Below are 15,659 nucleotides of genomic sequence, written 5' to 3'. Positions count from 1 at the left end.
ATGAATTTATGTATATACTTTTTTCAATATGTTAAGATATTAGATCTTGTATTTAATAGATATGAGATAAAGATTTAAGGTGGTTATAGCAATGGGGCTCACCTCTTACCATTCCGAACAGAGAAGTTAAGCCCATTAGCGCCGATGGTACTACATTGTGGAAGAGTAGGTCGCTGCCTTTTTTAGAAACCCTTCATTATTATTTAATGAAGGGTTTTTTGTTTCTATTTATTATTCGTTTTGATGTAAAGTTTAATAGATAATATGGACTAATTGTCCTAGAATTTCAATTTTATAATTAATTCATATATATTCGCCTCATGAATGATATTTTAAACGCCTCAGTAACTACTTTAGAAAAATCAAAATCACTTTTAAATGGCTTAACAGATGATCAACTCTCTAATAGAGGTATAGCACCTTATTATTCTTGTGTAGGATCACATTTAAGACACGTATTAGATTTTTATGACTGTGTATTAAATGGTATAAATGAAAATACTGTAGATTTGACTACAAGAACAAGAGATGAACGTATTCGTACAGAATGTAGTTATGCTACTCAAAATGTAGATCGTATTATAAATAAAATTAAAAGTATTAATGATTTAGATCTTTCTAAAAGAGTCAAAGTTATAGATGATTTAGGTTTGGGGAACATTGAAATTGAATATACCTTAAGTGCATTATTTGCTCAAATGGCAGTTCATGCTACACATCATTATGCGATAATAAGTTACATATTAACTAATTTAGGAATTACTATTGAAGATGCTTCGTTTGGATATAATCCTACATCTCCTATAAATAAAGTAGAGAAAGCTAGTTAAAATTAAGGTTTTTTAAACATACTGTTCATTATTGTTCTTAATCCTTTAAAAGCAAAATATACAGCTCCGATACAAATTAAAAAACCAACAATTAAAATAGGTATGTAAAGTGGTTTGTCTTCATTAGAAAAGCCAATATAAAGAAGTGTAGGGCCTACAAACATTAATATTAAAGTTAATCCCATAAACTTTAAGCCTTGTGCTAGAATATTTCTATCTGTGTTCATTTTTATATTGAATTATAGATTGACGTACATTTTGATGCTTTTCTAATAGTTTAATTGCTTCTTTTTCAGAAATACCAAGCTCATTTATAAGCATTTTAACACCACGATTTAAGAGCTTATGATTGCTTAATTGCATGTCCACCATTTTATTTCCTTTTACTTTGCCTAATTGAATCATACTTGCGGTTGTTAGCATATTCAATACTAGTTTTTGAGCAGTACCAGCTTTCATTCTTGAACTTCCTGTAACAAATTCAGGACCTACAATTACTTCAATAGGAAATTGTGAAACTTGTGATAATGGGCTATTATAATTACAAGTTATACAACCTGTAGCAATATTATGATGATTGCATTGCTCTAAGGCAGAAATCACATAAGGTGTTGTTCCTGATGCGGCTATACCAATGACAATGTCCTTATCTGTAATATTAAATTTTTGTAAATCTTCCCAACCAAGAGTTTTTGAATCTTCAGCGAATTCAACAGCTTTTCTTATAGCAGTATCCCCACCAGCAATTAAACCAATTACTAGTTCGTGCGGGACACCAAAAGTAGGAGGGCATTCAGAAGCATCTAAAATACCTAAACGCCCACTAGTACCCGCTCCAATATAAAATAAACGTCCTCCAGACTTTAACTTAATAACAATTTGAGCAATTAGCTTTTCTATTTGTGGTAATACTTTCTCTACTGCTAACGGTACTGATTTATCTTCATTATTTATATTGGTTAATAATTCAAGAAGCGGCATGCTTTCTAGGTTATTATAATTAGAATCTTGCTCTGTTGTTTTAATAAAATCCATACTTTCAAAAATACAATTTTAATTTTCAAATTAATTGAAGATGATTAATATAAAAAAAGCCCCAAGAAGGAGCTTTTATATTTATTTTATAATGAATTATCTATACTATAATAGCATCAATAATTTTATTTAAAGTTACACTTGGCCTCATTGCCTTCCCTGTTAACTCTTCATTAGATTCATAATATCCACCTATGTTTATAGATTGACCTTGAATTGAATTTAACTCATTAACGATAACCTCTTCATTTGTATTTAATTGCTCATAGATAGGTGTAAATTGTGCTTTTAAAGCATCATCTTTAGATTGATTTGCTAGACCTTTTGCCCAATATAATGCTAAATAAAAATGACTCCCTCTATTATCTAATTCGCCAGCTTTTCTTGAAGGAGATTTTTTATTAGCTAATAATTTTTCTGTTGCATCATCTAATGTTTCAGATAATACTAATGCTTTAGAATTATTGTTAGAAGTTCCTAAATGCTCAAGAGATACAGCTAAAGCTAAAAATTCTCCTAATGAATCCCATCGTAAATGATTTTCTTCTACAAATTGTTGCACGTGTTTTGGAGCAGAACCACCAGCTCCTGTTTCGAATAAACCACCTCCATTCATTAATGGCACAATAGATAACATTTTTGCACTTGTACCCAATTCTAGAATTGGAAATAAATCGGTTAAATAATCTCTTAATACATTTCCTGTTACAGAAATAGTATCTTTTCCATCTTTAATCCTATCTAAAGTAAAAAGTGTTGCTTCAATAGGAGATAAAATTCTAATATCTAAATCTGTAGTATTATGATTAGGTAAATAAGTATTTACTTTTTTAATTAATTCTGCATCATGAGCTCTGTTATGATCTAACCAAAATACTGTAGGTGTTTGAGTTGCAGTTGCTCTTGTTACTGCTAATTTAACCCAATCTTGGATAGGAGCGTCTTTAACCTGACACATTCTCCAAATATCTCCAGTTTCAACAGAATGCTCAATTAATGTATTTCCAGAAACATCAATAACACTTACTTTTCCATTAGAAGGAATCTCAAATGTTTTATCATGAGATCCATATTCTTCAGCTTTTTGAGCCATTAAACCAACATTTGGAACTGTACCCATGGTTGTTGGATCAAAAGCACCATGTTGCTTACAAAAATCTATAGTTGCTGTATAAATTCCTGCATAACTACTATCTGGAATCACAGCTTTAGTATCTTGTTGTTTTCCTTCTGCATTCCACATTTGCCCTGAAGTACGAATCATTGCAGGCATGGAAGCATCAATAATAACATCACTAGGAACATGAAGGTTAGTAATACCTTTATCTGAATTTACCATTGCTAAAGCGGGGCCATTATTATAAGCAGCTTCAATATCTTGTTCTATTTCTTTACGCTTATCTTCAGGTAATTCTTGAAGATTTGCTAATAAATTACCAAAACCATTATTAACATCAACTCCGATTTCGTTTAAAGTACTTTCATGCTTTTCAAAAAGATTTTTAAAAAATATAGTTACTGCATGACCAAAAATGATAGGATCAGAAACTTTCATCATAGTCGCTTTCATGTGTAATGAAAACAGAACATCTTTAGCTTTAGCATCTGCAACTTGTTTTGATAAAAACTCTAATAATGCTTTTTTACTCATTACTGATGCATCAATAATTTCCCCAGCAAGAAGCGATACATTTTCTTTTAAAACAGTTGTATTTCCATTAATATCCTGATGTACAATCTTTACATCTGAAGCTTCAGGAATGGTAATTGATTTTTCGTTATGACAAAAATCGCCATGCTCCATTGTAGCTACGTGTGTTTTAGAATCTGAAGACCAAGCACCCATACTATGCGGATTATTACGAGCAAAGCTTTTTACTGCTTTAGGAGCTCTTCTATCTGAGTTACCTTCTCGTAATACTGGATTTACAGCACTACCTTTAATTTTATCATAACGTTGCTTTATCTCTTTTTCATCATCATTTTGAGGCTCATCTGGATAATTTGGTAAATCATATCCATGAGATTGTAATTCTACAATTGCAGCTTTTAACTGAGGTATTGAAGCACTAATATTTGGTAGTTTTATAATATTAGCTTCTGGATTTTTTGCTAATTCTCCTAATTCGGTTAATGCATTTGATATTTTTTGATCATCATTTAAGAAATCTGGAAAGTTTGCGATAATACGTCCAGAAAGAGAAATATCTCTTGTTTCGATATTAATACCAGATGATGCTGTAAACGATTTTACAATAGGTAACAGTGAATGTGTTGCTAATGCAGGCGCTTCATCTGTTTTTGTATAAATAATTGTTGGAGTATTTGCCATAGTTATATGTTAGTAGTTTAAATGAGAACTATTTCATTTTAAGAAGAGCAAATATACATAATTCGCTACGCTTATTTAGTGTGAAACTTATGTATAGGCTTAGTTTTATGATCCTCTTAATAATCAATGTTTAATTTTATGTAATTAGCAATTATTGAGTCTTTAATTTACAAGATTAATTACAAGTTATTCTACAATAATGTTATAAGTATCTAAAAGTCCAATGATATTTTCTTTAGAAAACTTAGCTTGTTTTAAATGGTTTAATTTTGGCTTGATAGAAAAGTTATAGGCTGTTTTAAAATTTGCTTTTTCAAGATTAGTGTTTTCAAAAATAGCATTACTTAGATCGCAATTTTTAAATTGTACTAAAGAAGCATCTGTGTTTGTAAAATCTACGTTTTGTAATTTACAATTTACAAACAAAGTTCCTTTTATTTTTACATTATAAAACGATGATAGATTTAAAGAACACTCCTTAAAACTGAATGATAAAAGAAAATCATTACAATTCTGAAATTGTAACCCAAGAAGTTTGCAATTAATAAATTCAACATCTTTAAAAGTAGTATGTTTTATATTTACATTGCTAAAGTTACAATCAATAAATGTGCATTCTAAAAATACAATATTAGAAATATCTGAGTTTTCAAAATTACAATCATAAAATTTACAATTATCATATTCGCCTTTAGCTAGTAGATTAATATTATGGTTAATACTTTTAAATGTTTTATCAGATATAAATGGAAGATTCATTACTAGAACTAATTAGTATATAGTTGAATATACAAAAAGGATATAATAACAAAAGCCATATCAGTATAGATTTAACTATTTTGACATGGCTTTCTTTTGAAATAGTTACGTGATCTATCTAACGTTTAGTTAGCACTTAGTTTAATAAGCTTACACTTAATACAAACTGGTTTCAATTCAAGTATTACTATTTCAAATGAAACATTTTATAATGTAACGCCAAAATGTATTGACCTGTTACTAAAATGTTTCGTTAATTGTTTTTCTTGACCCCAAATCAAAAACACTTCGTTTTCACGACTTATTTTCTCAAAAGCGTTGTTTCGTTATTAATTTTTTCTTTCGATTAAACTAACTTAGAAGCTTTCAATCTCATTAACCATTCCCTACCAAAGGTGTGAAGTGATTATTAAAATATCATAGTTTTTTCGATTATTCATACATACATATGCTATCTAAAAACTTCAAAAAACAATTATATAAAGAACGTTTCTTTATTTAAGTTAAGACAAGTTATCGAAATAACTTAAAATTAATTTTCATAATTTTTTCCTTAACTCTTTTGCTAATTTAGTATAACATTTTAAAAATCCAAATTTTTTAAACAATTAGATATCAACCTGTTATAAACCAATTTTATTAACAATTGTTAATAAGCATGAAAAAGCCTTTATTTCAATATTTTTGAAATAAAGGCTTTTTATTATTTTAACTCCTAAAAGTACTCTAGTACTACTAGTGTCTTTTTTCTTTAATTCTTGCTTTTTTACCAGTAAGACCTCTAAAGTAAAAGATTCTAGCTCTACGGACTTTACCTCTTTTATTCACTTCAATTTTTTGAAGTGCAGGTAAGTTAATAGGAAAAATACGTTCTACACCAATCGTTCCAGACATTTTTCTAATTGTAAAAGTCTCAGAACTTCCAGTCCCTCTACGTTGTAATACTACACCTCTAAAGAACTGTGTACGCGTTTTGTTTCCTTCTCTAATTTCGTAGTATACTGTAACAGTATCACCAGCTCCAAATTCAGGAAAATCTTTTCTTGTTACAAATTCGTCTTGTACAAACTTTATTAAAGATTCCATTTTAAATCTATTTTATAGTTAGTTTGAAATAACATTCACGATTCTCGCCAGAGGTTAATCCAAAATTGCGTGCAAATATAGTTAATAATTAAGAATGTACAATTATAAATTTATTTTTTATAGCTAATTGAAACTCTTTATAAAAAATAAAGCTCTCAATTAAATATTTTATAATGTAATAGTGTTGAAATTAATCATTTAATAAATCTGGACGCCGCTCTTTTGTTCTTTTGTAAGCTTGTTCTTCACGCCATTTTTCGATTTCAGGAAAGTTACCACTAAATAACACTTCTGGAACTTTTAGCCCTTTATACTCTCTTGGTTTTGTATAAATAGGCGGAGCTAATAATCCATCTTGAAACGAATCTGTTAGGGCAGAAGTTTCATTACCCAAAACCCCAGGTATTAATCTTATAATAGAATCACATAATACTGCAGCTCCTAATTCGCCTCCAGAGAGTACATAATCACCAATAGATATCTCTCGAGTTACAAAATGGTCTCGTACACGTTGGTCGACTCCTTTATAATGACCACAAAGAATAATGATGTTTTCTTTTAAAGAAAGTGTATTAGAAATTCCTTGATTTAATGTTTCTCCGTCTGGAGTCATATAGATTATGTCATCATAATCTCTTTGAGATTTAAGTTTAGAAATACATTTATCGATAGGTTCGATAGTCATTACCATTCCTGCACCACCTCCAAATTGTGTGTCGTCTATAGATTTATAATTGTTAGCGGTATAGTCTCTAAGATTATGTAAGTGTACTTCTACTAGATTAGCTTCAATAGCACGTTTTAAAATAGAAGCTTCAAATGGGCTTTTTAATAATTCTGGTAAAACGGTGATAATATCAATTCGCATTAATCATTCTTTATAAATGCAAAGATAATTGAATTGTTTGAGGTTTTGATTATTGATCTATCGTGGTTTTGTTAGATAAACCAAATCTTTTTTAGTAGCATTTTATTCATTATTAGTCCAAAAAAAATGCAAATCAGGGTCTTTTATAAAACCTAAACGTTCATATAAATGCTGAGCTCTGTTAGTTATTTCAGTTTGTATTGCTAAACCTTTACTGTTATTATTTTTGCAAAATAATTTTGCTTTACCAATAAGAGCTTTACCAATACCTCTATTTCTATAATCAGGATGGATATATAAATCGTTTAGTAGTTCCATCCGTTTCATAGACACTGATGAAAATAGAGGGTATAATTGTGTAAAGCCTACCGCAGTATTATCTATATATGCGATGTAAATAATGGACTCTTGTTTTTCTATGCGCTCTTTTATAAAGGCTTTCGCGGTTTCTAAATTAGAAAGTTGCCTGTAGAAAACTCTATAACCGTCAAATAGTGGAGCAATATCATTTAAATGTTCTAGTTGTGCTTTTAAAATTTTCATTTGATAAATTTTAAGGTATAAAAAAATCCGTAACGAAAATTACGGATTTTTTAAATATAAAATAGAAGGGGTTTTAAATGCCTTTTTGTTTATTAATTTCATCTTGTAATTGGCGACGCACTTTTTGTTCACGTTCGAGAGCATTTCGTCGGTGCTCTTCAAATTCTTCTTCAGTTTCTGCTAATGCTTTTTTAGCTGCTTTTGTAATGACGTTGCTATTTTTAAACCTAAAAATAAACATTAACAAAAAAGCTAACAAAGCAGCAATAATAGACCACATTAATACATTATAAGATGTTTTGCTTAATTGCAAACCTAACAAAGACATGCTATCTTTTTCGATATTTGTAGCATCTAATGTAGATTGAGTAGTCGTTAGATTAGATTTTAAATCGTTTATTTCGTTCTGTTGTGTATTAACAATTTTGTTTGTGTCATCTAATCTTTTTTGAAATGCTTTTATAGAGTCTAAAGTATGTTCTTTAAGAGTTATCATTAAATTTCTTTTAATAACCTCATAAGATTGCCCTTTTTCATCCCTCCAATTACTGGATTTTTTTATAACAAATTCAAATTGATCTGCTATAGTGCCTTCATTAATTGATGTTGTAGGTTGTTTTTCAGTATTATCTTGAGCACCGATAGAAATACTAAATATAAGAAGGCAAACAAGAGTAAAGAAATGTTTCATTTGATAGTTGATTTAGAGTTGATTAAAAACGTTAGCAATATAAATATTAAATTTTTAAGCCCCACGAAATGTGGGGCTTAATTATTATACGATGAAACTAAAATTTTGGACGTTTTAAATCACTAATAATATGTAAAACGTCTTACTTTAGCGATATGTTTAGCTAACCTGATTACTTGATGACTATAACCATACTCATTGTCATACCATATATATAATACAATATTTTTACCATCTTCACGAACAATTGTAGCCTTACTGTCGTAAATAGCTGGAGCAGAACTTCCAACAATATCACTTGATACTAATTCGTCGCTTAACTCATATTTTATTTGTTCAACTAAATCACCTTCTAATGCATATTTTTTAATAATCGCATTTACAGCATCTGTTGAAGTTTCTTTTTCTATTTCTAAATTTAATATTGCTAAAGATCCGTTAGGAACAGGAACTCTAATTGCGTTAGAGGTTAATTTACCTTCTAAAACAGGTAATGCTTTGCTTACTGCTTTACCAGCACCAGTTTCCGTAATAACCATATTTAATGCAGCTGCTCTACCACGACGGTATTTTTTGTGCATATTGTCTACTAAATTTTGATCATTAGTATAGGCATGGATTGTTTCTAAATGCCCGTGCTTTACACCAAACGAATCTTCTATGGCTTTTAAAATAGGAGTAATAGCATTTGTAGTACAAGATGCCGCAGAGAAAATATCAATCTCGTCTGGATTATTTTCGAATTGGTTAACACCATGTACAATATTTGGTACTCCTTTACCAGGTGCAGTTAATAATACTTTATCTGCGCCATTAGAGGCTAAGTGACAACTTAATGCTTCTTTATCTCTAAATGCCCCAGTATTATCTATAACTAAAGCATTGTTAATACCGTAAATAGTATAATCGATATCTTCAGGTGCATTTGCAGAAATTATTTTAACAGTAGTTCCATTAATAATTAAAGCTTCATTTGCTACATCTGCGATCACCGTTCCAGGGAAATCGCCATGTACAGAATCATTACGTAATAACGAAGCTCTTTTTTCTAATATAGTTTCGTTAATTGTACCACGAGTAACAATAGCTCTTAAACGTAATTGACTACCCTTCCCAGTTTTTGTCATTAATTCGCGAGCAACCAAGCGTCCAATTCTACCAAAACCATATAATACTACATCTTTAGGGGTGATTGTTTCATTGTCACTTGCATCTTTTAATTTATCGGCAACAAATGCAGTAGCATTATTGTATTTATCATCTTCTAAATGATACTCATAAGTTAACTTACCGATGTCAAGTTTAGCAGGAGGAATGTCTAGAGTTTTAATTGCTTGTGCAATCTCAACAGAATCAAAAATAGAAATCGGTTTTTGAACAAATTCTCCAGCATATTCGTGAAGGTTTAATATCTCGCTAACATTTTTATCGATCAAAGGGTTTCTAAAAATAACTAGTTCTATGGATTTGTCATACCATAAATCACTAACTATTTTAATAAACTCTACAGTAGCTCTTCTACGATCTGCTTGAAATGCTAATTCTTTTTCGTAAGTTTCGTTAACACTCATTGTATTATGATTTTAGTTGTGTTGTTAAAATTTGCCGCAAAAATAATACATTTCAAGCGTTTTAGTTGTGTTTTTTAATTAAAAAACCCTTAAAACTTATTACCAAGTTTTAAGGGTTTTTCTGAGAAAAAAAATATTTTTTATTTTAAAGTAATTTCTCTTTTTTGCTCTCCAGAGCGATTAAGTACTTTAATTTTATAAATCTTTTTCTCAAAATCAGTACCATATTTTTCTTTTAGTTTATTAATATCACTTATCTTTTTAATAGGAGTATCATTAATATGTGTTATAATATAGCCAGTTTTCACGCCATAATTTCTATATAGTTGATAGTTCTCTGTGTTAGAAATGATTACACCATTATCTAAGCCAAATTCGTCTTTTATGCCTTGAGGAATATTTCTTAAATTCATATCTAATATTTCTATAGTAGATATTTCACTTTTAGATAAAGTGACAGGAATTATTTTTTCTGTATTCCCCCTTTGGATGGTTAGATTTACGATATCATTAGGGCGTTTAGCTCCTAAATACCCTCTTAAATCTGAGAATTTAGAAATTTTTACATCATCCAGCTTTTTAATAACATCTCCACTTTTAACCCCTGCTTTATCTGCTCCAGAATCAATTTCAACATCACTAACATGAAACCCTTCAGTGATATCAATATTTAAAATTGCAGCATTTTCACTATTAAGAGCTTCTCCAGAAACCCCTAAAATTCCATTTTGAACATTTCCAAATTCTAAAAGATCCTCAACTACTTTACGAGCTATATTACTTGGTACTGCAAATGAGTACCCTACATAAGATCCAGTTTGTGATGTAATTGCTGTATTAATACCAATTAAATCACCATTAATATTTACTAAAGCTCCACCAGAATTCCCTGGATTTACGGCAGCATCTGTTTGTATAAAAGATTGTGTATTTCTGCCACGTTTATCTAAATCTCTAGATTTAGCACTAATAATTCCAGCAGTTACGGTAGATGTCAAATTAAAAGGATTTCCAACCGCTAATACCCATTCACCAATTTTGGCAGTATCGCTATCTCCGAAAGCAGTATATGGTAAATCTTCATCAGCATCTATTTTTAATAAAGCAATATCTGTTTTTGGATCTGTGCCAACCAAATTTGCTTCGTAAATTTTATTGTCGTTGGTAGTAATTGAAATAGATTCAGCACCTTCTATAACATGATTGTTTGTTATAATATAACCGTCAGGAGAAATAATAACTCCAGAACCAGTGCCTATTTGTGGTCTTGACTCCCTGCCTCCAGAAAAGAATAACTCAAAAGCTGTTAATCCAGAATTATTGCTTTTAGCAGTATTTTTAACATGTACTACAGAATGGATTGTTTTGTCTGCAGCAAAAACAAAATCAGGGGTTTCTAAGGAAGTTAAATTAGTGTTTGTAGTAGAGTATGAAGCTGGAATGAACCTAGTAACAGGCTGTTGCACTTCTTCATAAGCAATGCTATTATTTGGTTCAATTAAAGTTTTATAGCCAACTAATGTTAAAACTCCGCCTAAAGCAGAAACTAAAATAAGTGTTAAAGTCTTTTTCATCTTCGTTTTCGGTTTTATAAATTTATAATTAACTAACGATTAAAGTTAATTAAATATTGATTCGTTTTTTTAAATTTAACGCGTTTTTAACAGCATAAAATACGAGTTAATATTTATATCTTTGTCCCAGTTTATATCTAAATCTTTCAATAAACATTTGTAACTATTAGTTTTAAATATAAAGACTTATAATTATTATGAGTGTTGCATATAAATCCTAATTTTTAGAATAAACATTATTATATGACACATACTTTTTATAAATATCAAGGTACAGGTAACGATTTTGTAATAATTGACAATCGTCAAAATAATTTCAACAAAAAAGATACCAAATTAGTTCATTTTTTATGCGACAGACGTTTTGGCATAGGTGGTGATGGTTTAATTTTGTTAGAAAATCATTCTGAATTAGATTTTAAAATGGTTTATTATAATGCTGATGGTAACCAAAGCTCTATGTGTGGAAATGGAGGAAGATGTATAACTTCATTTGCAAACTATTTAGGTGTTATTAATGATAAAGCTAGTTTTGAAGCTATCGATGGTGTACATCATGCCATTGTAGATGGCGATATAGTGAAGTTACAAATGCAAGATGTAACCAATATTGAAAATTATAATTCACATTTATTTTTAGATACGGGATCACCACATCATGTTCAATTTGAAAACAACTTACCTGATTTAGATGTAAAAACAAAAGGATCTGAGATACGTTATGGAAGTCCATACAATAATGCTGGCGCTAATGTGAATTTTGTTGAAAAATTAAATGATAATACATTTTCTGTGAGAACTTATGAGCGTGGCGTAGAAGATGAAACATTGTCTTGCGGAACTGGAGTTACGGCAGTAGCCCTAGCAATGCATCATAATAAAGAAACGGATAATGATCTTATAAATCTAAAAACTAAAGGAGGAACTCTACAGGTATCTTTTAATAAAGAAAATAATATTTATCACGATATTTGGCTTATTGGGCCAGCAACTCAAGTATTTAAAGGTGAAATAGAATGGTAACCTTAAAAGGAGAACATATATATCTTCGTGCTCTTGAACCTGACGACCTTGAGTTTATTCATAAGATTGAAAATGATGAAACTATTTGGGAAATTAGCAATACAAAAACTCCATATTCTAAATTTCTAATTAAACAATATTTAGAACACTCACATAAAGATATTTATGAAGTGAAACAACTTAGATTAGTGATTTCTGATTATGAAAATGAAGCTTTAGGAATGATCGATATTTTTGATTTTGATATCGCAAATCATCGTGCTGGGATAGGTGTTTTGATAAAAAATGAGACCGATAGAAAACGAGGATATGGGTTTGAAGCCTTAAATTTGCTTACCGATTACTGTTTTAAGCATTTAAATTTGCATCAGCTTTATTGTAATATCTCCGAAGAGAATACTGCAAGTATTAATTTATTTGTTAAGCAAGGGTTTAAAAAGGTAGGATTAAAAAAAGATTGGAACCTTGTAAACGGAGTTTTTAAAAACGAATATTTATTTCAACTTATACATACAAATGTACTTTAAAAAAATATTTCTTGCGATAGCTTTAATAGGATTGGTAATAGCTGCTTACTTTGCGTATTATGTGTACTCTGCAATGTTTGTGGCAAATACAGCATTTAGTAATAATGAAGCTTATATTTATGTGAATACAAATGCTACTTATAATGATGTGCGTGAAGATTTGATCCCATTGTTAAAAGATATTAAAACTTTTGATGCTTTGGCCGCTAGAAAAAAATATACCACTAATATTAAAGCAGGTAAATATGTTATTAAAAAGAATATGACTAATAATGATATTATTAATTCTATACGGAGCAATAATATTCCTGTGCGTGTATCTTTTAATAATCAGAATTCATTAGAAGCTTTATCTGGACGAGTAGCTAGTCAATTAGAAATAGATAGTCTTTCGTTACTTAATTCGTTTAAGGATTCAGATTTTTATTTAAAAAATGGATTTACAACAGCAACAGCTTTAGGAATGTATTTGCCTAATAGTTATGAATTGTTTTGGAATGCATCTGCAGATGAATTTAGAAACAGAATGTTGAAAGAATACAATCGTTTTTGGAACGACTCTCGATTAAAAAAAGCTAAAGATTTAGGTTTAAATCGTGATGAGGTTATTGCATTAGCATCTATTGTATATGAGGAATCAAAACAAAAAACAGAGCAACCAAAAATAGCTGGCGTGTATATTAATCGTTTGAAAAATAAATGGACTTTAGATGCGGATCCAACTATAAAGTTTGCAGCATACCAACTACCTAAATATAAAAACACTATTATTAGACGTGTTTTAAATGTTCATAAAGCGATAAACTCTCCTTATAATACATACAAAAATGCGGGATTACCTCCAGGTTTAATCGCTATGCCAGATATTTCTGCAATAGATGCTGTTTTAAATTATGAAAAGCATGATTATTTTTTCTTTGCTGCAAATGCACAAAAACCAGGATTCCATAAATTCGCAAAAACTATAGCTCAGCACGGTCAAAATGCTCGTGAATATCAACGGTATTTAAATCAAAAAGGAATTAGAAAATAGCTTTTAGTTGATGAAACTGCACGATAATAGCTCGTTTTTTAGAATTTAAATTCTTTTTTAATAATAGATTATATTTTAGACTTCTTGTAAACAATGAGTTGTTAATGAAGCCGTTAATAACTTTAAGGGCTATTTAAAAATCACAAAATATTTTAATTTAATTTAGTTATTGATTTTATGAAGGTTACAACTTCGTTTAATAAGCTATAATCAATTTCAAGGTTTTTATGAGATCAAACCTTCTCGATTTTTTAAGAATTAATAGCCAAATAAGGAGTGCATTTCATCTATTGTACTTCAAAAAATAGCTCTTAAACGAATAATTTTGATATTATCAAAAAAAAATCTAATTTTGCACGCTGAAATTTAAAGCCCTACAAAGTGCTTTTAAAATTCATATTATGTATAAACATGTAATATATTATTCAGTGATTCCGTTAGTGCTTTTTGCAAGCTTGTATATTGCTTTAAGTGCTGATAATGAGATTGATTTGGAAACATATGCAACTCAGTGTTTAGAGTTAAATTATACTGTTTCTGAAGATATTGCTATGAATATTGAAGATGATAACGAACAGTTTTTAACACCAAAATTAGGTAAATCTTTTGTTGGTTTTAAAGAAGCTTTAGCGTTTAAAGAGTCTAGAGGTAATTATTTTGTGGTTAATACACTAGGGTATTTAGGTAAATATCAGTTTGGAAGAAGTACTTTAAATGTACTAGGAATATATAATACACGAGCTTTTTTAAATAATCCAGAATTGCAAGAAAAAGCTTTTATAGCCAATGCAGAACGTAACAAATGGGTTCTTAGAAGAGATATTAAGCAATTTGTAGGTAGAACTATAGACGGCGTTCTCGTTACTGAATCGGGTATCTTAGCAGCAGCACATTTAGCGGGGCCGGGGAGTGTGAAAAAATATTTAAGAAGTTACGGTGCTATTGGTTTTACTGATGCATACGGAACAACTTTAAGATATTACCTGAAACGTTTCTCAGGTTATGATACTACAGATATCGTTGGCGACAAAAAAGCTAAAATTTCTCTACTTTAATAAGTTTCTAATCTTTATGAATAATAAACATTGCTGGGCGTTTGTGTAAATCTACATTTGTATGCTTCCAGTCTAATACAGTTTTTGTTTTTATATATTCAGTAGGAAGAGTAATATCGCAAGCTACACATACTCTTGTGTTTTTATGTAAAGCAATACAAATATCTTGTAGCATTTTATTGTTTCGATAAGGTGTTTCAATAAATAATTGTGATTGATTATTTTCAAAAGATAAACGTTCTAATTTTTTTAAATACGCTTTTCGTTCATTTTTTTCTATAGGAAGATACCCGTTAAAAGTAAAGCTTTGGCCATTCATGCCAGAACTCATTAATGCTAATAAAATTGATGAAGGACCGACCAGAGGAATAACTTTAATATCTTTTTGGTGAGCGATGTTTACAATATCTGAACCTGGATCTGCAATAGCAGGGCATCCCGCTTCAGATAACAAGCCTATATTTTTACCTTCTAAGCACGGATTAAGAAAAGATGATAATTCATTCTGATCTGTAAACTTATTTAAGATATTTATTTTTAAAGATTGTTGAGATTTATTAGAGCTAATGGCTTTTATGAAACGACGTGCTGTTTTTTCATTTTCAACAATATAATAATCAACTTGTTCTATAATTTTCTTTACAGATATTGGAAGTACTTCTAAAGGCGCATTTTCTCCAAGTCTAGTAGGAATTAAGTATAATTTCCCTTTTTCACTATCCACGATTTAGG

At 29.8% G+C, this 15,659-nt stretch carries 16 protein-coding genes and 1 rRNA gene; 6 read left to right on the top strand and 11 right to left on the bottom strand.

The genetic code is table 11. The annotated features are described in order from the left end of the window. Positions 1-75: 75 nt before the first annotated feature. Positions 76-182, top strand: a 5S ribosomal RNA gene (rrf, locus tag D1817_12015). Between the two features lie 138 nt (positions 183-320). Further along, positions 321-830, top strand: a complete 510-nt coding sequence (locus D1817_12010) for a hypothetical protein (GenBank protein AXT20585.1) — start codon at positions 321-323, stop codon at positions 828-830. Between the two features lie 2 nt (positions 831-832). Here the strand turns inward: D1817_12010 and D1817_12005 are convergent, their stop codons facing one another. From D1817_12005 to D1817_11960, 10 genes are all read right to left on the bottom strand, one after another. After that, positions 833-1,015 carry a hypothetical protein gene (locus D1817_12005; protein AXT21275.1) on the bottom strand — a complete coding sequence of 61 codons (183 nt, stop codon included), beginning with the start codon at positions 1,013-1,015 and terminating at the stop codon, positions 833-835. Between the two features lie 28 nt (positions 1,016-1,043). Beyond that, on the bottom strand, positions 1,044-1,865 hold the full coding sequence (gene murQ / locus D1817_12000; GenBank protein ID AXT20584.1) for an N-acetylmuramic acid 6-phosphate etherase: 822 nt from the start codon (positions 1,863-1,865) through the stop codon (positions 1,044-1,046). A gap of 100 nt (positions 1,866-1,965) precedes the next feature. Continuing rightward, entirely contained in the window at positions 1,966-4,197 is a 2,232-nt protein-coding gene (locus tag D1817_11995; protein ID AXT20583.1) for an NADP-dependent isocitrate dehydrogenase, read from the bottom strand. Positions 4,198-4,383: 186 nt separating this feature from the next. Continuing rightward, positions 4,384-4,956: a pentapeptide repeat-containing protein gene (locus tag D1817_11990; protein AXT20582.1), complete on the bottom strand. Its 573-nt coding sequence runs from the start codon at positions 4,954-4,956 to the stop codon at positions 4,384-4,386. Positions 4,957-5,691: 735 nt separating this feature from the next. Beyond that, positions 5,692-6,042, bottom strand: coding sequence for a 50S ribosomal protein L19 (locus tag D1817_11985; GenBank protein ID AXT20581.1), 351 nt, complete (start codon positions 6,040-6,042; stop codon positions 5,692-5,694). A 190-nt stretch (positions 6,043-6,232) separates the two neighbouring features. Further along, positions 6,233-6,910: a tRNA (guanosine(37)-N1)-methyltransferase TrmD gene (gene trmD, locus D1817_11980; protein AXT20580.1), complete on the bottom strand. Its 678-nt coding sequence runs from the start codon at positions 6,908-6,910 to the stop codon at positions 6,233-6,235. Between the two features lie 102 nt (positions 6,911-7,012). Then, positions 7,013-7,453, bottom strand: coding sequence for an N-acetyltransferase (locus D1817_11975; protein AXT20579.1), 441 nt, complete (start codon positions 7,451-7,453; stop codon positions 7,013-7,015). Positions 7,454-7,526: 73 nt separating this feature from the next. After that, positions 7,527-8,144 (bottom strand): tRNA (guanine-N1)-methyltransferase, encoded by a 618-nt coding sequence (locus D1817_11970; protein AXT20578.1) that lies wholly within the window; start codon positions 8,142-8,144, stop codon positions 7,527-7,529. Positions 8,145-8,266: 122 nt separating this feature from the next. Then, positions 8,267-9,715, bottom strand: a complete 1,449-nt coding sequence (locus D1817_11965) for a glyceraldehyde-3-phosphate dehydrogenase (protein AXT20577.1) — start codon at positions 9,713-9,715, stop codon at positions 8,267-8,269. 140 nt (positions 9,716-9,855) lie between these two features. Further along, positions 9,856-11,289, bottom strand: a complete 1,434-nt coding sequence (locus tag D1817_11960) for a PDZ domain-containing protein (protein AXT20576.1) — start codon at positions 11,287-11,289, stop codon at positions 9,856-9,858. Positions 11,290-11,532: 243 nt separating this feature from the next. On the opposite strand from D1817_11960, the gene D1817_11955 reads away from it, so the two are divergent. The 4 genes from D1817_11955 (at position 11,533) to D1817_11940 (ending at position 14,927) form a co-directional block, all read left to right on the top strand. After that, positions 11,533-12,312 carry a diaminopimelate epimerase gene (locus D1817_11955; protein AXT20575.1) on the top strand — a complete coding sequence of 260 codons (780 nt, stop codon included), beginning with the start codon at positions 11,533-11,535 and terminating at the stop codon, positions 12,310-12,312. Then, complete coding sequence (locus D1817_11950) at positions 12,306-12,839, top strand: N-acetyltransferase (protein ID AXT20574.1); 534 nt, start codon at positions 12,306-12,308, stop codon at positions 12,837-12,839. The genes D1817_11955 and D1817_11950 overlap by 7 nt, the downstream gene beginning before the upstream one ends. Next, on the top strand, positions 12,829-13,872 hold the full coding sequence (gene mltG, locus D1817_11945) for an endolytic transglycosylase MltG (GenBank protein ID AXT20573.1): 1,044 nt from the start codon (positions 12,829-12,831) through the stop codon (positions 13,870-13,872). The genes D1817_11950 and mltG overlap by 11 nt, the downstream gene beginning before the upstream one ends. A gap of 401 nt (positions 13,873-14,273) precedes the next feature. Next, on the top strand, positions 14,274-14,927 hold the full coding sequence (locus D1817_11940) for a peptidoglycan-binding protein LysM (protein ID AXT20572.1): 654 nt from the start codon (positions 14,274-14,276) through the stop codon (positions 14,925-14,927). A gap of 7 nt (positions 14,928-14,934) precedes the next feature. On the opposite strand, the gene D1817_11935 is transcribed toward D1817_11940, so the two are convergent. Continuing rightward, positions 14,935-15,651 (bottom strand): SAM-dependent methyltransferase, encoded by a 717-nt coding sequence (locus tag D1817_11935; GenBank protein ID AXT20571.1) that lies wholly within the window; start codon positions 15,649-15,651, stop codon positions 14,935-14,937. Positions 15,652-15,659 lie beyond the last annotated feature (8 nt).

The organism is Flavobacteriaceae bacterium (assembly GCA_003443635.1).
In the GTDB taxonomy this organism is placed as follows: domain Bacteria; phylum Bacteroidota; class Bacteroidia; order Flavobacteriales; family Flavobacteriaceae; genus AU392.
The sequence above is the reverse complement of the archived record's forward strand: the minus strand, read 5'-3'. Positions and strand labels throughout refer to the sequence as shown.